The sequence below is a fragment of the Leifsonia sp. 71-9 genome, from assembly GCF_001898805.1.
In the GTDB taxonomy this organism is placed as follows: Bacteria; Actinomycetota; Actinomycetes; order Actinomycetales; family Microbacteriaceae; genus Leifsonia.
The window spans coordinates 361,954-378,567 of sequence record NZ_MKVJ01000021.1 but is presented as its reverse complement, the minus strand read 5'-3'; the positions used below and the strand labels follow the sequence as shown (position 1 = coordinate 378,567).

10 protein-coding genes are annotated in these 16,614 nt (G+C 68.1%); 2 read left to right on the top strand and 8 right to left on the bottom strand.

Annotated elements, in window-relative coordinates:
* Positions 1-67 precede the first annotated feature (67 nt).
* Complete coding sequence (locus tag BGO91_RS18330) at positions 68-2,461, top strand: excinuclease ABC subunit UvrA (RefSeq protein ID WP_290474173.1); 2,394 nt, start codon at positions 68-70, stop codon at positions 2,459-2,461.
* Here BGO91_RS18330 and BGO91_RS18325 read toward each other — a convergent pair.
* Positions 2,446-9,444: a glycoside hydrolase domain-containing protein gene (locus BGO91_RS18325; protein WP_290474172.1), complete on the bottom strand. Its 6,999-nt coding sequence runs from the start codon at positions 9,442-9,444 to the stop codon at positions 2,446-2,448. The genes BGO91_RS18330 and BGO91_RS18325 overlap by 16 nt on opposite strands.
* Positions 9,445-10,323: 879 nt before the next feature.
* Between BGO91_RS18325 and BGO91_RS18320 the strand changes: the two genes are divergently transcribed.
* Positions 10,324-11,088 carry a trypsin-like peptidase domain-containing protein gene (locus BGO91_RS18320; RefSeq protein ID WP_290474171.1) on the top strand — a complete coding sequence of 255 codons (765 nt, stop codon included), beginning with the start codon at positions 10,324-10,326 and terminating at the stop codon, positions 11,086-11,088.
* A gap of 118 nt (positions 11,089-11,206) precedes the next feature.
* Here the strand turns inward: BGO91_RS18320 and BGO91_RS22165 are convergent, their stop codons facing one another.
* The 7 genes from BGO91_RS22165 to BGO91_RS18290 all read right to left on the bottom strand — a co-directional run bounded on the left by BGO91_RS22165 (position 11,207) and on the right by BGO91_RS18290 (position 16,579).
* Complete coding sequence (locus BGO91_RS22165; RefSeq protein ID WP_349866325.1) at positions 11,207-11,338, bottom strand: plantazolicin family TOMM peptide; 132 nt, start codon at positions 11,336-11,338, stop codon at positions 11,207-11,209.
* Entirely contained in the window at positions 11,313-12,176 is an 864-nt protein-coding gene (locus BGO91_RS18315) for a trans-aconitate 2-methyltransferase (RefSeq protein WP_290474170.1), read from the bottom strand. Before BGO91_RS18315 ends, BGO91_RS22165 begins: the two co-directional genes overlap by 26 nt.
* Positions 12,177-12,196: 20 nt before the next feature.
* Complete coding sequence (locus BGO91_RS18310; protein ID WP_290474169.1) at positions 12,197-12,634, bottom strand: CPBP family glutamic-type intramembrane protease; 438 nt, start codon at positions 12,632-12,634, stop codon at positions 12,197-12,199.
* A gap of 209 nt (positions 12,635-12,843) precedes the next feature.
* Positions 12,844-13,662, bottom strand: a complete 819-nt coding sequence (locus BGO91_RS18305) for a SagB/ThcOx family dehydrogenase (protein WP_290474168.1) — start codon at positions 13,660-13,662, stop codon at positions 12,844-12,846.
* 344 nt (positions 13,663-14,006) lie between these two features.
* On the bottom strand, positions 14,007-15,044 hold the full coding sequence (locus tag BGO91_RS18300; protein ID WP_290474167.1) for a YcaO-like family protein: 1,038 nt from the start codon (positions 15,042-15,044) through the stop codon (positions 14,007-14,009).
* Complete coding sequence (locus BGO91_RS18295; RefSeq protein WP_290474166.1) at positions 15,037-16,035, bottom strand: TOMM precursor leader peptide-binding protein; 999 nt, start codon at positions 16,033-16,035, stop codon at positions 15,037-15,039. The genes BGO91_RS18300 and BGO91_RS18295 overlap by 8 nt, the downstream gene beginning before the upstream one ends.
* On the bottom strand, positions 16,028-16,579 hold the full coding sequence (locus BGO91_RS18290; RefSeq protein ID WP_290474165.1) for a hypothetical protein: 552 nt from the start codon (positions 16,577-16,579) through the stop codon (positions 16,028-16,030). The genes BGO91_RS18295 and BGO91_RS18290 overlap by 8 nt, the downstream gene beginning before the upstream one ends.
* Positions 16,580-16,614: the final 35 nt, after the last annotated feature.

Here is a 16,614-nt window from a genome sequence, read left to right as displayed (position 1 = left end):
CGAACGAGCGCGCGAACCGTCGGTCCCAGGCGCTAGCGTGGGTGGCGCCGGACCGAGGGAGAGATCGATGAGCACGCCCACCACGCCTGTCGGAGACACGCGCATCGCCGACACGCACGTCGCCGACTCGCACGACCTGCTGCGGGTGCACGGCGCCCGCGAGAACAATCTCAAGGACATCAGCGTCGACCTGCCGAAGCGCCGGCTCACCGTCTTCACGGGCGTCTCCGGCTCGGGAAAGAGCTCGCTGGTGTTCGGGACGATCGCGGCCGAGTCGCAGCGGATGATCAACGAGACGTACAGCGCGTTCGTGCAGGGCTTCATGCCGTCGCTGGCCCGGCCCGACGTGGATGTGCTGGAGGGGCTGACGACCGCGATCATCGTCGACCAGGAGCGGCTGGGCGCCAACGCGCGCTCGACGGTCGGCACGGTGACCGACGTCAACGCGATGCTGCGCATCCTGTTCAGCCGGCTGGGGCAGCCGCACGTCGGATCGCCGCAGGCGTTCTCGTTCAACGTCGCGTCGGTGCACGGCGACCGCGCGGTCACCATCGAGCGCGGCACCGGCAAAGAGGCGGCGGGCAGCTTCACCCTCACCGGTGGGATGTGCCCGCGGTGCGAGGGGATGGGGACGGTCAACGAGATCGACCTCGCCGAGCTGTTCGACGAGACGAAGTCGCTCGCCGAGGGCGCCATCACCATCCCGGGCTACACGGCCGACGGCTGGGCGGTGCGGCAGTACGCGGAGTCCGGGTTCCTGGATGCGACCAAGCCGATCCGCGACTACACCGAGACCGAGCGCAACGACTTCCTCTACAAGGAGCCGACCAAGGTCAAGATCTCGGGCATCAACCTGACCTTCGAGGGCCTGGTCCCCAAGATCCAGAAGTCGTTCCTCTCCAAGGACCGCGACGCGCTGCAGCCGCACATCCGCGCCTTCGTCGACCGGGCCGTCGCCTTCGCGGTCTGCCCGGACTGCGGCGGCACCCGGCTGAACGAGGGCGCCCGCTCCTCCCGCATCGACGGCGTGAACATCGCCGACGCGTGCGCCATGCAGATCAGCGACCTGGCGGAGTGGGTGCGGGGCATCCAGGAGCCGACGGTCGCGCCGCTGCTGGCGAACCTGCGGCACACGCTCGACTCCTTCGTCGAGATCGGACTCGGCTACCTCTCGCTCGACCGGCCCTCCGGAACGCTCTCGGGCGGGGAGGCCCAGCGCACCAAGATGATCCGGCACCTCGGCTCGTCGCTCACCGACGTGACGTACGTCTTCGACGAGCCGACGATCGGGCTGCACCCGCACGACATCCAGAAGATGAACGAGCTGCTGCTGCGCCTGCGCGACAAGGGCAACACGGTGCTCGTCGTGGAGCACAAGCCCGAGGCGATCGCGATCGCCGACCACGTCGTCGACCTCGGTCCCCGGGCCGGCACCGCGGGCGGCACGATCTGCTTCGAGGGCACGGTCGAGGGGCTGCGCGCGAGCGGCACCCTCACCGGCCGACACCTCGACGACCGCGCCGCGGTCAAGGAGGCGGTGCGCACCCCGTCCGGCGCGCTCGAAGTGCGCGGCGCGACCGCGAACAACCTGCACGACGTGGATGTCGACATCCCGCTCGGCGTGCTGGTCGTCGTGACCGGGGTGGCGGGGTCGGGCAAGAGCTCGCTCATCCATGGGTCGGTGTCGTCGCAGGACGACGTCGTCTCGATCGACCAGGGCGCGATCCGCGGGTCGCGGCGCAGCAACCCGGCGACCTACACCGGTTTGCTCGAGCCGATCCGCAAGGCGTTCGCCAAGGCGAACGGCGTGAAGCCGGCGCTGTTCAGCGCGAACTCCGAGGGCGCGTGCCCCACCTGCAACGGCGCCGGGATGATCTACACCGACCTCGGCGTGATGGCGAGCGTCGCCACCGTCTGCGAGGAGTGCGGCGGCAAGCGGTTCCAGGCGTCCGTGCTCGAGTACACCCTGGGCGGCAAGGACATCAGCGAGGTGCTCGCGATGCCGGTCACCGAGGCCCGCGAGTTCTTCGGGGCCGGGGAGGCGCGCACCCCCGCGGCCAGCGCCATCCTGGACCGGCTGGAGGATGTCGGCCTCGGCTACCTCAGTCTCGGCCAGCCGCTCACCACCCTCTCCGGCGGCGAGCGCCAGCGCCTCAAGCTGGCCACCCACCTGGGCGAGAAGGGCGGCGTGTACGTGCTCGACGAGCCGACCACCGGCCTGCACCTGGCCGACGTCGAGCAGCTCCTCGGCCTCCTGGACCGGCTGCTCGACTCCGGCAAGTCGGTGATCGTCATCGAGCACCACCAGGCCGTGATGGCGCACGCCGACTGGATCGTCGACCTCGGCCCGGGCGCGGGCCACGACGGCGGCCACGTCGTCTTCGAGGGCACCCCCGCCGACCTGATCGCCGCACGCTCGACGCTGACCGGCGAGCACCTGGCGCGCTACGTCGGCGTGTGAGGGCGGCGGCCGCGACCAGTGGTCATGACATGCCGTCTGCGCACGTGCGCGCGCGGCATGTCGTGACCACTGGCTGCGTTTCGCGACAGTGAGGTGACGAACGCCGACGGCCCGGACACCATCGGGTGTCCGGGCTGTCGTGCGCGAGGCGCGGCTAGCGGGTGCCGGTGCCGGCGCCGGCGGCGGACCGCCAGCGCTGTTCCGAGCGCGAGCGCGAGCAGGGCGCCCAGAGCCGCCAGGCTCAGGTCGGCCGCACCGGTGTCGGCGAGGTCGCCGCTGCCGGAGCCCGCGATCGAGCCGCTCCCGTTGTCGGCCGGGGTCGTGCCCGATCCGCCGCCCGTGCCGGGGCCGGTGCCCGGGTCCGTGCCGCCGTTACCGGGATCCGTGCCCCCGCCGGTGCCCGGGTCGACGACCCCGCCCGGCAGGTGCGCGTCGGCGGTGATCCAGAACGCGACCGTGTAGGTCCGGCTCGTGTTGCCGTCCGCCGAGGTGACCGTGACGGTGCGCGACCGGGTGGAGGCGTCGTCGACCGCCGCGAGCGAGCGGAAGCCGGCCGTGAGCGGCTCGGCCACCGTGACCGTCGCGCCGTCGGCCGCGGCCGTCGCCGTGACCGCCGGAAGGGCGCGGCCCGCAGGCCAGTCCACCACGTAGGTGCGGGTGGCCGGGTCGAAGCCGTCGAGCGCGGTGCCGGCGACGCGGATCGCCGAGGCGGTCGCGACGCTGCGCTGGGTGGCGTCGGCGTAGTTGGTCACCGTGACGGTGCCGTCGGCGTTCAGCTTCACCTGCGCGGTCAGCGCCTTGGCCAGGTTGAGGCGCTCCCAGCTGGCGTCGCCCTGGGCGGTCAGGTCGAGCGGGTCGCCCGAGTCGAGGGCCGTCTGCTCCAGGATCTGCGTGCGCTGCGCGTCCGTCAGGTCCGGGAAGGCGGTGGTGAGCAGGCTCGCCGCCTCGGCCGGCACAGTGACCTTGGCACCCGTCGCCGCGACCTTGGTGAAGCCGTAGTCGAGGCGCTGGGTGTAGAGGTCGGTGGCTGCGGCGTCGTCGAGGCCGGCGTACGGCGTGCCCGAGCAGACGGCGAGGGTGTCGCCGTACCCGTTCGCCTGGCACTCCTGCACCAGCACCTGCTCCAGCTCGTCGTGCGCCTGGAGCATCAGGTCGGCGAAGGCCGGGTCGGCCCAGCGGTGCGCGACCGTCGCCTGCGCGTCCATCCGGCCGCCCATGACGTCGAGCGGGTAGTGGAAGCCCAGGATGATGCGGTTGTTGCCGTACTCGGAGGCGCGGGCGAGCAGCTGCGGAGCGAGCTCCGGCAGCAGGGTCGCCATGGTCGTGCCGAACGTGTACCCGCCGAACGTGTGACCGCTCGGGTAGGAGCCGCTGCCCGCCAGACCGTCGTAACCGCCGGTCTTGTTGTCGTAGATCAGGCCGCCCTGGCTGGCCAGGCCCATCCGCACGTACGGGCGGAGGTACTGGAAGTAGGGCTTCGCGGCATCCGCACCGCCGAGTCCCGAGGCCACCCGGTCGAGGATGGCCTGCGTCTTCGGCAGCTTGCCCGCGCCGATGGCCGCCGCGTAGAGCGTGCCGAGGCGCGATCCGAGGGCGTCGGTCATCGTCGTCGCCGGCGAGTTGTCGGCGTCGCGCTGGGCGCGGTCGACCTGCGCGCTGGTGGCGGCGTGGTTGATCGCGATGACCTTCTTGTCGTTCTCCGCGGAGATCGTGCTCAGGTCGGCGACCTTCTCGTTGGCGCCGAGGGTGCCGGTGCCGAGGGCGGAGAAGCCGCGCAGGATGTACACGTTGTAGTCCACACCGGTCGGGGTCGCCGGCCAGGCGTCGGACGGGTACGACGCGGTGATCGTGCCGCTCGGGAAAGGCGTGGACGCGAGGGCCGCGAACGTCTCCGCCACGGCCGGGGCCGCCTGCGGGGTCGCCGGTGCCGCGGTCGAGGGGGCGGAGGCTCCCGTCGCGTTGAGCGCGCTGACCTGCGCGGTGTAGGCCTGCCCCGCCTTCAGCCAGGTGAAGACGGCCGAGAGCTGGGTCGGGTCGCCGATCGTGATGGTGTGGCCGTCGTCGAGGGTGACGAGGTAGCCGGTGAGCGGCGATCCGCCGTCCTCCGCCGGTGCGGTCCAGCGCACGGCGACGCTCGATCCGCTGACGGTGGCGGTCACCGACATCGGCGTGGCCGGAGCCACGACCGGCTTGGCGGCGAGGCCGTCCTGCGCGGAGGAGAGCGCGGCGGCCGCGGCCTGGAGGGCCTCGTCCGTCGCAGCGGCGTCCGCCAGCACGGCCTTGCCTGCGTCGAGTGCGGACTGGAAGGCCGCCCACGACGCGTCGGTGTAGCGCTGGTTCGTCACGGCCGACGCCACGCTCACGAGGTGGGCGAGGGTGAGCCGCGAGACCGGGGTCAGCTGGCTGGCGGCCAGGCTCAGGCTGCGCGCCTGGGCGTCGACCGCGCTCTGGGTGGCGGTGTCGGAGGCGAGCAGCTTCTTGGCCGCGGCGAGCTCGCGGAGGAAGACCGCGAAGTCGATCGAGCCGTAGACGCCGGTCTTGTCGGCCAGCGGCGCGGTCGTGTCGATCGCACTGCGCAGCGCGGTCTTGTCGACGCCCGTGGTGAAGGTCAGCTTGTCGATGTTGGCGACGTACGGGTGGTTCGCATCCGCCGTCGTGTGCAGCACCAGGTAGACCCGGTGGCTGCCCGTGATGGACTTCGACAGGGCCAGCTGCGCGGTGCCGGACTTGACCCAGTCGGCGCCGGTGGGCGCGAGCGGGAGGGTCGCGTACGGCGTGCCGGGGGCAGCCGGATCGAAGGCGTCGAGGTAGAGGTCGATGCGCGAGTTCGTCCCGCAGCGGGCCGAGTTGTTCACGTAGTGCGTCGCGACCTGCGTGACCGCGGTCCCTCCGAAGTCGATGGTGCCGTAGTCGAGCCAGGCGCCGTCGTAGGTGCCGCCCAGGTCGACGACGGTGCCGTCGCTCCAGGTGGAAGTCTCGCTCTTCAGGGCGCCGCCGCTGTTCGTCTTCCACGCCTCGGCCTCGAGCACCGTGGTGGTGTTCTTGGTCGGCACGAAGGTGACGTTGTCGATGTTGGCGACGTACGGGTGGCTCGCGTCCGGCGTGGTGTGGAGCACCAGGTAGAGGCGGTGGCTGCCCGTGATCGTCTTCGGCAGGGTGACGGAGGCCGTGCCCGCCTTCACCCAGTCGGAGCCCGTCACCGCGAGCGGGACGTTGGCGTACGGCGTGCCCGGGTTCGCCGGGTCGTAGCCGTCGAGGTACACGTCGACACTGGAGTTCGCCCCGCAGCGGGACGAGTTGTTGACGTAGTGGATGGCCACCTCGGAGATCGGCGTGGTGCCGAAGTCGATGGTGCCGTAGTCCAGCCACGCCTTGTCGTAGGTGGCGCCGAGGTCGGTGACCGCGCCGTCGCTCCAGGTTGACTGCTCCGACTTGAGGCCGCCTCCGCTGTTCGTCTTCCAGGCCTCCGCCTCGACGACGACCGGTGCCGCGCCGTCCGATGCGGTCGCCGAGAACTGGAACCAGTCGAAGTTCGACACCCAGGCCTGGCCGGCCGGCGCCGCGAAGGTGAAGGTGACCCGCTTGGCCGCGGCGAGCGCGACCGGGTCGGTGACCGCCGCCGTGACGGTGACGTAGTTGCCCCAGCTGCCGGTGCCCGGGAGGCTGACGGTGCCGACGACCGGCCCGTTCTCGTCCCCGGCGTGCACGGTCGCGGTCGAGGGCGCCGCGTTCGCAGCCTGCGAGTTCGCGTAGCGGATCGCGATCCGCTTGGGCGTGGAACCGGCGAAGTCGAGGTTGTTGTAGCGCACCCACGAGCCGGTGGTCACGCCGCCGAGGTCGCCCGTGGACTGGTAGGCCTCGTTCTTGAGCGAGCCCCCCGACCATTCGTCGGACTGCTCGGCCTGCAGCACCCGGTAGGCGCCCTGGTCGAGACCGAGGCCGTCGATCGCGGCCTGCAGCACGCTGGTCGCGCTGCGCAGCTTGGAGCTGGTCGCGGACGCGTCGGCGAGCACCTTCTGGGCCGAGGTCAGCGCCTTGGTCAGCGCGCTGTACGAGGCGAACGAGTAGTTGCCCGGCTGCACCAGCGCGGCCTGGTCGACCAGCTTCTGCAGGGCGACGCGGTCCGCGTTGGAGACGGTGAGCTCGAGCGCCGACAGGTCGGAGACGCCCTGGCCGGTCAGCGCTGCCGCGGTGGCTCCGCTGCCGAGGGCCGCGTCAGCGAAGTTCACGTGGAAGCGCGCGTTCTTCGTGAGCGTGCCCGAGAGGCGGAGGGTCGCGGTCGTCGCCGTGGTGACGCGCAGGTCGGCGGTGACGGAGGAGGGCAGGCCGCTCACGGTCGCGCCTCCCGTGCCCGTGATGCTGGAGCCGACGGCGCCGGTGAAGGTCGCCCCGCCCCCGAGGGTCAGGACGATCGAGCCGGAGACGGTTCCGTCCGCCGCCGCCGCGAGGGAGGTCGCGGAGGCGGTGACCGGGTAGGTCTTCGCGCTGCCGCCGTCGCCGCCGCCCGGGTTGCCCGGGGTGCCGGTGGAGCCGGTGCTCATCGAGTAGGCGGGCTTGGTGTCCGCACCCCACGAGGTCGCCTTCGCGCCCATGTCGAAGGCGAGGGTGCCGCCGCCGACGATGGAGGAGTAATCCACCCAGGTGTTGTTGTAAGCGGCGCCACCCAGCGTGGCCGACTGGATGTAGAAGTTGTCGGACGAGACGTTGCCCGCCGAGACCGTGAACGACCGGCCGGTGTCGTAGGTGATCTTCGTCGAGTCGAAGAACGGCGAGCCGATCTGGTACTGCGACGATCCCGCGGTCACCGGGAAGAGGCCGATCGCCGCGGCGACGAACATGGTCGACATGGTGCCCGCGTCGTTGTCCATCGTCGGCAGGAAGCCGGCCGGGTCGAGCTTGTAGACCTTCGTCTTGATCGGCGGCGTGAACTCGCCGTTGCCGCTCGGCGCCTCGTTGGTGCTGCCGGTCGCGATGTACCGGTTCCAGGTCGGCTTCGTGTAGATCGCGCGCGCCCACTTCTGGGTCAGGCTCGGCTCGCCCACGTAGTTGAACAGGTAGGGCGCCTGCAGGTCGATCTCGTTGGCGTTGGAGTGCAGCATCCCCGTGCCGTCGTCGGTCGCCGCGTCTTCGCCGAACATGTGCTCGACGGCGAGCTTGGCTGCCTTCGAACCGCCCATGGCCTGGATGGTGCCGGCCATGTCGTAGGCGCCGTACCAGTTGTACTGCCACGGGGTGCCCTGGTAGAGGTTGGCGGCCTCGAAGCGCTCGTAGTCGACGCTCGTCCAGTCGCCCGCCGCGTTGCGCGGGGTCAGCAGGCCGACCTTGGTGCCGTCGGCGGCCGTCCAGGCGCCCGCCTTGAAGACGTTCTGGAAGGGGAGGGCCGCCTGGGCGCGCAGGTCCTTCGCCTCGTCCGTCTTGCCGAGGGCGTCGGCGATGATCGCGAGCGCCCACTGGTCGTAGCCGCGCTCGAGCGACGAGCCCGGGCGGTCGGCGATGTAGCCCTGGCGCAGCTCCTGGCCGGAGTAGTACCCGACGAGGTTGTGCAGGGTCGGGTAGGCCTCGTCGAGGCGGGTGAAGCCCGTGTAGCCCTTCGACAGCGCGTCGGCGACGATCACGGCGGAGCGCTCCCAGCGGACCGTCGGGACGCCCTGCACCAGGCTGGCGAGGTTGGCCGCGCCGGACGCGTTCTGGTCGGCGAAGAGCGTGATCAGCGACTGGATCATGTCGCGGTACAGCGTCGGGTCGACGTAGGCGATCACCGAGTACTTGCGGAAGTCGTCCCACGACGACCAGCCGTCGTAATACGTGTAGTCGTCGACCTGGTGCACCGCGCCGTCGACGCCGCGGTAGGTGCCGGAGGTGCTGGTGGCGTTGGTCGGCACCGCGAACATCCGGTACAGGTGCGTGTAGAAGAGCTTGGTGAGCGTGCCGTCGGGGTCGCTCTTCGTCGAGGCGGTCACGTCGACCGCGCCCAGGCGGGCGTTCCACGCGGCGGCCGTCTCGGCGCGCACCTGGTCGAAGGTCTTGCCGCCGACCTCGTTGGCCTGGTCGATCTGGGCCTGGGCCGCGCTGATCGGCGAGAGCGTGATGCGCAGCTCGACCTGCGCGCCGGCGGCCGGGTCGAAGGTGAGCACGGCGCCGGTGTCGGTGCCGGTGCGGTTCGTGGTCGCGTCGAGCGCCGAGCCATCGGCCCAGGTGCGCGCGGAGGCGACCTTCTGGGCGGTCTCGGCGTAGTACGACATCGCGTAGGACGCACCGTTGAAGTTGCCCGCGAAGGTGCCCGAGAGCGCGATGCGGCCGTCCGCGAGCGTCGTCGTGGTGATGGAGGAGCCGGTGCGGCTGGTGAAGTTGTTGTTGAGGTCGAAGACCAGCGAGGGGGTCTTGCCCGCCGGGAACGTGTAGCGGTGCATCGCCGTGCGGGTCGCGGCGGCGACCTCGGCGTTGATCGTGCCGCCCGGCGCGGTCACGGCGCCGTCGGTTCCGGCGATCTCGCCGAGGCCCACGCGGTAGTAGCCCGGCGTCGCGTCCTCGTCGCTGTGCGAGTACGGGTGCGCGTACGAGCCGGTGGAGGGGCGGGCCGAGTAGCCGACCTCGGTCGGGACGACGAGGATGTCGCCGCCGCCTCCCGAACCGCCCACGCCGTCGAGGTTGGTCTGGGTGAAGCCGGCGATCTTCTTCTCGTTGTAGTCGTAGCCGGTGTGGTTGCGGTTCGGCGTGGTGAGGGGGTTCACCTTGGCGAGACCGTTCGGCGCCTGCGCGCCCGGGAGGTCGTTGCCGTCGTCGCCCGCCGTGCTCACGAACGGGTCGACGAACGACGTGTAGTCCGTGGCTGCCGGTGCCGCGTCGGGCGCCGCCTGCGCCGGCAGCGCCGTGAGGCCGGTCCCGGAGGCCACCAGCGCGACGGCGGAGGCGACGGCGGCGAGCCGGCCCGCGAACGCGCGGCTCCTCGGATGCGCGGAAGGCGCAAATGACGTGCGGGGCATGGATGAGCTCCTGGTTCTGGTTCTGGTGAAGGTGTGACCGGATGACCCCGCGTGTGACAGCGCTGTCATGGCAGAGAGCTAACCCTACCGGCGCCGTCTTCGTCAAGCGCCTGCGAGAACCGAGAGCGAGGCTATCGATCCCGCATGGAACGAAAGGGGCCCACCCGGTGTCCGGCAGGCTGCCTACACGTGTCCGACCCGTGAACTCCCCCGCGCCCCGCCCGCCCCGCCCGGCGCCTCTCCCGCGCGCACCTCCCCCCTCCCGCCTCTCCGCAACATTCGGCACGAATGTCGTGAATGGCGCCGCCTTTCCCGACATTCGGCACGAATGTCGGGGTGCGAATCGGGGCGCGAATGGGCGTAGCGGGGCGCGCATCCCGCCCACTAGCCTGGCGCCACACCCTCCAGGAGGCGCCATGACGGACCAGCAGCCGACTCCCGATCCGCCCGCGCACCAGAGTGCCGCCGCCTCACCGGTGCCCGATCCGGCCGCCGCACCCGATCCGGCCGCCGCACCCGATCCGGCCGCCGCCCCTGTGGATGCAGCCGCCGCGCCCGAGCCGCCCACCGACGATCCCGGCACCCCCACCCGCGCCGGCTGGGCCACCGCCCTGCTCGTGACGGGAGCCGCGCTCACCCTCATCGCTGGCGGCTTCATCGCGGGGACCATCGCGACCACCGCCGTCACCGCGGGCACCAGCGGATCCTGCGACGCCGCCTCCGTCGCGAACGGCGTCCTGCCCACCATCGTCACCATCTCCGTCACCTCGTCCTCGGGCGGCAGGAGCAACGGAAGCGGCCAGATCATCACCGATGACGGCTACATCCTCACGAACAATCACGTCGTCTCCCCCCCCCGCTTCGGGAGGCGCCCTCTCGGTGCGCTTCAGCGACGGCCACGAGCTCGACGCCCGCCTGATCGGCCGCGACCCGAAGACCGACCTCGCCGTCGTCAAGGTCGACGACGACGAACCGCTCCCGGTGATCTCCATCGGCGACTCCGGCGGACTCTCCGTCGGCCAACCGGTGGTCGCCCTCGGCGCACCGCTCGGGCTCTCGAGCACCGTCACCGCCGGCATCGTCAGCGCGCTCGGCCGCACCGTCCCCGTCCCGAGCGACGACGACCGCAACGCCGTGCTCGTCGGCGCCATCCAGACCGACGCCTCCATCAATCCCGGCAACTCCGGCGGCGCCCTCGTCGACTGCCGCGGACGCCTGGTCGGGGTCAACACGGCCATCGCCACCGTCCCGGGCAGTGGAGGCCAGAGCAGCACGGGCAGCGTCGGCATCGGCTTCGCGGTTCCCGAGTCGTCGGCCATGCGCATCGCGCACGAGCTGATCGACACTGGGAAGGTCGCCTACCCCACCACCGGCCTCGAGGTCCTGCCCATCCCGCCCGGCGTCGCCGCCGCGTACGGGATCACCGACGGCCTGTTCGTCCAGTCCGTCGACGCCGGCGGCCCCGCCGCGAGTGCCGGCCTGCGCACGGGCGACGTCGTCACCAGCCTGAACGGCGCGCCGGCGAGCAGCGTCGACGTGCTGACCGCCCTGCAGATCACCTCCGACCCGGGCGACGAGGTCGCTGTCGGCTACGTGCGCGCCGGTCGCGAGAGGGAGGCGACGCTCACGCTGGCCGCGGGATGAGGTGGCGTGTATCGCCATTTCCTCTGATGGGCGACGTTCGCAGGCGACATACGACTCGCACACGGTGTGGGGCTCTCCGAACGGCGACACGTTCAGAGAGCCCCGCTGTCCTTGGGATTTAGCCCCACGAACAGCAGCAGCATGCGATCGTCGTGCACGAGCATCGCGCTGCTGTCGGCTCGAAGAGGAAGGAACCCTCGCCGTGCACCGACACGGTCAACTTCTCAACAGGGGGAATCGTCACAGTCATCTTTCACCCCCTCTCCTCTCTGGAAACAACACCGGGGAGGAGTGCGGACTCTTCGAAGCCATCCGTGCAAGAAATCATCTTCGAGCGGAGCGGGTGAGGGATGGTTGTCCGCAGCATGTGCGTTCAACGCGGCAACATGTGGCGACCGGAGCAGCTCGAAAAACCGTGGATCCGGGGCTTTGAAACCGCCCAGACCCCCAAGAGCCCATTCGCTCTTGATGTCGGGCAGCTCCCGACTTACTGATTCGAGCAACGAACCGAACTCGTCGATCGTGAAGGACGCCCCGATCTGGTCTTCGAGATATCGGCGCTCGAGTTCATTGCGACCGACTTGGACCAAGGAGCGGCTACGCGTGCGCGCGAGGTCAAATATGTAGAGAATGCCCCCCGGAGCGAGCTGTCGCGCAGCAGCAGCGAGACCTCGCCGTGGTTCCTCCCACAGACCCACGGTCAAGTTGACCAGGATGAGGTCGACAGCTTCACCCAGCGGGATATAGGACGAAACAAGCTCAGCGGAACCCACCCAGACCTTGGCGTTGCTTGCCACCCGACGGGCACGCGACACTGCATCCACATCGGGATCGAACCCAAACAATCGTATGTCGTGGTCGAGCATTGCGAACTCGCGAAGGAGGTCGCCCCGGCCGCACCCGATGTCGAGAATCGAGCGCGGCAGCCGTTCGGCCGACGATACGAACCGGCCGAGAGCGACAGCTGCGCTGACCCGCCCGCTGAACGACGATTCGCGGGAATCGACTGTACTGCTGACCGCCTTGAGCTCAGCGTCTATAAACCACCTGCGGGCTTGCTCGACAGGCCTCTCCTTGGTCAGACTCACGTGGCTGTTGTTCATCCCACTCACCAGACCACTTGCGACGCAGGTGACGCAGATCGTTGAGGTGGCGACGAATTCGTCGTGGATGCCACAACAACGTTGTGGGCAATGTGAAATGCAATCGCTCCTAGCCAGCTCAACGCAAAGAAGACTGGGGTAATCACGACGGTGAAGATCGCGATGTATGGCAGAACGTTCCATCCGAAGGCAAGCGCATGAAGAACGATGAAGCCTAGGACGGACAGGAATATCGCAATGGCCAGGCCAGTGTTCGTCGCTGCGAACGCCGTGAGGATGCCAAGTCTCCAGATCGTCTCCTCTCCCGCTGCCGACGCCGCCAGCAAGACGAGCCTTCCCGGTCGAATATCCGCGCGGGTGAGTCGCGTGCGCTTCCCACTGCAGAAGGCCACGATGACGGGGAAGGCAGCTCCGAGGAGCAGGGCGATGACGACATTGAGCATGGTCGCGCATCCTCCGCGGGATGATGGCGTATTCCCAGTTAGCGCAACGGCTGTTACTACGGCCGCTCCGATCGCGATGGTGGCGATGTCGTACCCGTAGGAGACGGCTGGAAGGCGGCGCGGTGAGTGGTGAACACGAGCACGAATCAGGACGCGCTGGAGGACTGGCACGGCAAGATGCACGCAGGGCAATACGAACAACGATTCCCTCATGCCGCTCGCCTACCCGCCATAAACATGTAGAGAGGCGCTTCATCGACGCCGTTCTGTCCTACAAGCAACTCTGTGAGTTCATCGTCGACGAACCCGCCGTAGGGGCGCGACCCGATGCCGAAGGCAGTGCTCGCTAGAAGCATGTTCTGCATGACATGGCCGGCCTCGAGGAGCGCGAACCGATATGCGCGCGAGCCGTATTTGAACCGCGACCGCCAGAATGTCGCTGATATGACGACGGAGAAGGCAAGGTTCTGAAGGGCGTCTTCTCTCAGCGTGGCCTCCAGAAACTTCTTATCGTCGAAATCCGCCAGCCGAAGGAGAAGCTTGCGGAACGGATCGAAGTGGTACAGCCCCCTACTCAAACCGTCGATGTCGCGAGCAAAAACGTAGAGATCCAACGGATACAGCGCCCCTCCAGACGGCACAGGTCGTCGGAGGCCGTACGCTCGGTCAATGACTCCATAGCCCGCCTCGAGAATTCCTCCGACAACCGGAAGCGGGATGGTGCCCGCGGCAAAGTGGTCGTCGCTGAATCTGTCTTGCAGTACTCGGGCGAGCGCAGTGGTCGGCATGGATGCGATTGGCAGGGGAATCGATGGACGATTCGTGAAACGCTTCCCCGCGCGCGCCGTCATCTGCTGCAGCGCAGGGGACCGCAGCAGACCAGCAACTCCCGGCGCGTCCCATGGCATGGAATCTCGGTAGATCTTTGACGACTCGAACCAATTCTCAGCAGGGTCGTCGAATCGTAGAGTCTCGTTTCCGTAGACGATGTCCACAAGATTCGTAGCGTGAGATTCGAAGTCTGGCATGGTGTTTCATCTCTCGTCGTTTTACGGGAAGGGGTGAGGTACGGGATTGAGATCCGCCAGTCCGAAATGCCTATCGCTCAGTCCGAGATTCCTCGCATGGACGCGCAGTCGCGTACTCCCGAGCATTCGCGCGTTGTGCGGTGCGTCCAGCTGGCAGAACCCGCGTACCAGGATCTTGGCGACGCGTGCACCACCCTCGAGTACGTCTGGGCTGGTCAGATCGAACGATGCGACCTCATACCCCTGACCCGCCAGATGCGCGATCAGTGAAGTCCAAAGCGCCATCGGCTCCGTGTCGTCAAATCGGGCGATCTCCGAAAACGGGACGCGCGACTCGTTCGACGTCAGGAAATCGGCCGCTGGAACCATGTCAGGGCCCGCGAACAGGCGAACGTGATCATCAAATGACCGAATGTCGACGTTCCAGTCTTCGCTATGGAGCGTGTTGCCTGCGCGCTGCTCGGATTCATCCATGTTCGAGTATGAAGGCCCTCGAAGGCGGCCTTCTCCGCCGCCCGTTCGGCGGTCGCCGCGGAGGCCGCGCCCAGCGCCAACGGTGCCACGTCGGAGTGCAGATTGCGGACGACAGCCAGCACGGTGGGCACCCCAGAGAGTCCGGATAGATCAATGAGATGCAGATCAAGTCCAGTCGGTCCGATGTGACGTTCCACGAGTCGCGCCAACCGCGGATCGCTTTCGATATCAAGGTGGGGCAGGCTCAGCCGGTTGTACCAGACGAGCATGAAGGCGTCACGCTCGATGGCTTCGAAGAGTCCCGACAATTGGGCCTCAACGAATTGGATGCCGCAGGCGAGGCCGTTGCTCGTCACGTAGCCGATGCGCGGCTCGTCCGGCCATGCATCGACGAAGTGAAGCAGTTGTGCTGGGACCCAGATCTCCTGATCGCTCGCGACCTCCCTCCCTCGTCTCCACCGGATCGAGACGTCGTGGGTGAGTCGATGAAAGGGGAAACTCGCGTCCTCGTATTGCTGCTCAGCGAAGAGCTCCAACTCCTCGGGACCCCACACCAGGCGATCCGCCTCCAACATCTCGCGACGGCTTGCACGAATCGACATGTGGTCATCGGCAGCGGCAGCGGCAGCGGCAGCGGGGGGAAGATACGCGGCACTGTACCGTTCGACAGTCTCGCCAATGCCTGCGAGTCGGGCTGCCTGGCGGCTCCTGCTCCCTCCCCCGTTGTAGAGATTCGCTTGCGAGCCGAGGAGTCGTCGCGCATCGGTGGAGTGACAGCCGTACGAAAAGCCGCGAACGTCATCGACATCGTTCAAGCGTTCATATTCCCGTCCCACGACGCCGACGAACGGACTGACGAATTGCTCCAGGATTCGCGCCGCATCGGCCTCGCTGGTCCAGCTATTCATCAGGCACCTCGGCTGATCTCTCAGCGCTCGAAATTCCGGCCTCGTCGTGGAACCAGGTCTGTGGCATGCCCACCTCGGCTGCTGTTGAGCAATCCGGGCAGCGAGGAACTCGAAGTGTTCGATGCCACCGCATGGAAATGCCCGAGCCATCCAAGCTGATGGTCGTCAAGGCTCCGGGCGCGGCAGACGGCGCATACTGTCGCAGCGCTACCCATTCGCTCACGAGGTTCGCAGCCACTCCCGCTTGGACAAGCGAAATCGGGTGCTCGGCCACGACAGTGGGACCGGTGGTCAGCCCCCTGAGTTCGAGAAGTTCATCGCGAACCTTCTCGTCCGGGAAGTTCGCGGATCGCCTCAACCGAAAGCAGGTGTAACACGCTGAGCGCTTCGGAATATGAAAAGGACCCACCCACGCATTTCCGCCGTCGAATGGGGCCACAGCGAGCCACGGCGCGCCCTCGGCTTCCAGCGCCCTTCGGTTGAAGTCGAACAGAGTCGGATCGATCAGCGACTCACCGATGACGATGACGAAGTCCGCATCGTCAGGCTCACCGACGGCGATTCCTAATCCTACGAGCGACGTGGCGATAGCTTGGGACAACAGCGAACCTTCGGGTGCTTTCATCCCCACGCGGCAAGTGTCGATGTTCGCCTGAATTTCGTGCGCCGCGAGCTGTCCGCCGGCACTGGCCTCAGCGAGCTTGGCGAATGTGGAGACCTTCGCCGTGTGGCGCACCAGCATCTTCAAGTCCACCAGGCGATCGAGTATCGGTTCCACCTGATCCACGGACGCACCGAGGCGGCTGGCGATTTCGTGTAGTTCGAGTCCTTCGGACGCACTCGTCAGGGATTCGTTCAGCCCCGACACGAAGGGCACAATCCCTGGCGCAGCCACGCGTGTGGCCGATTCAGAATCGAAAGCGAAGACAACGTCGGGTGCGACGCCGAGATGGATCTGCGGCGCTATCGAATAACGCAACTGTTCACGCATGTTTCACCCCTTTTGATGTGTCTCGAGAAAGGACCGAGCTCGGTTGACGTCCAAGGATGCTGGCGAGCACCGGAGATGTCGCGGGAAGTCGGGAGTCGGAGGACTCCAACTGGTGGGAGACGAGCCACTTCGCCACCGCCTGCTCAAGGCCTCCGCGTACAAGGAGCCCACGCAATAGCTGCGCGTCCAGCGTCTCGGCAACAACCGGAGAACCCAGCTCGCAGGAGAGAGACTCGGCCAGCACGTCCATTGGCACACGTTCGGGTCCGGTGACGTCGAACGCCTGTCCGCGACGGGACTCGGTCTGGGCGGCTACGAGAGGTATCGCTTCAACGAGATCCGCGACAGCTAGCCATGCGACGCCTTTCGGATCGAATGCAGTCATCAGAACTCCGGATTGCGCCGCCCACGACCGGTAGATTTCGAGGCTCCGATCCACCGGAGAGCACCTGAGCAGGATGCTGTTGACGAAATGCCCAAGCATCGTCGCCTCGATGCTTCCTCGTGTGTCTGCGATGTCGAACCGTCGTGCCGACAAGATCACGGTGGGCGCGTCTCGCGCAGCACCCGGCGGAGGCG

Bases quoted from the DNA above. Each gene is read 5' to 3' on its own strand.
- BGO91_RS18300 (WP_290474167.1), bottom strand. From the start codon at position 15,044: ATGAATAGCTGGACCAGCGAGGCCGATGCGGCGCGAATCCTGGAGCAA.
- BGO91_RS22165 (WP_349866325.1), bottom strand. From the start codon at position 11,338: ATGACTGTGACGATTCCCCCTGTTGAGAAGTTGACCGTGTCGGTGCAC.
- BGO91_RS18325 (WP_290474172.1), bottom strand. From the start codon at position 9,444: ATGCCCCGCACGTCATTTGCGCCTTCCGCGCATCCGAGGAGCCGCGCG.
- BGO91_RS18310 (WP_290474169.1), bottom strand. From the start codon at position 12,634: ATGCTCAATGTCGTCATCGCCCTGCTCCTCGGAGCTGCCTTCCCCGTC.
- BGO91_RS18305 (WP_290474168.1), bottom strand. From the start codon at position 13,662: ATGCCAGACTTCGAATCTCACGCTACGAATCTTGTGGACATCGTCTAC.
- BGO91_RS18295 (WP_290474166.1), bottom strand. From the start codon at position 16,035: ATGCGTGAACAGTTGCGTTATTCGATAGCGCCGCAGATCCATCTCGGC.
- BGO91_RS18330 (WP_290474173.1), top strand. From the start codon at position 68: ATGAGCACGCCCACCACGCCTGTCGGAGACACGCGCATCGCCGACACG.